Annotated in this window: 1 protein-coding gene; it reads right to left on the bottom strand. The window is 40.4% G+C overall.

Going from position 1 to position 344, the window contains the following annotated elements:
* The coding region (locus SB660_RS19410) for an ArsB/NhaD family transporter (RefSeq protein ID WP_410583871.1) at positions 1-344 on the bottom strand (344 nt) is incomplete at both ends.

The following is a 344-nucleotide window of genomic DNA, read 5'->3' as shown; positions in this document are numbered from 1 at the left end:
ATTTTAATACCTTTTTGTGCCAATATATGCAGCCATAACAATGTAGCTAAGGAACCAATCGGCGTTATTTTCGGCCCTAGATTCGTGCCTATAACATTCGCATAAATAAGTCCTGCTTTAATAGTTCCTGTCGCACTTGTTTCAGCAATAGCTAAAGCATCTATCATCACCGTCGGCAAATTATTCATAACTGCTGATAAAATGGCTGCTACAAATCCCATCGTTAGCGTCGCTACAAATAAGCCTTGCTGAACGGCATGCTCTAACAAATCGGCTAACAACCCCGTAAGCCCTACATTTTTCAAACCATAAACGACTCCGTACATTCCTATTGAAAAGAACAC

The organism is Bacillus sp. SIMBA_005 (assembly GCF_046535585.1).
Classification (GTDB): Bacteria; Bacillota; Bacilli; order Bacillales; family Bacillaceae; genus Bacillus; species Bacillus pumilus.
Note: the sequence above shows the minus strand (reverse complement) of the source record. Positions and strands in the feature narration are given on the sequence as shown.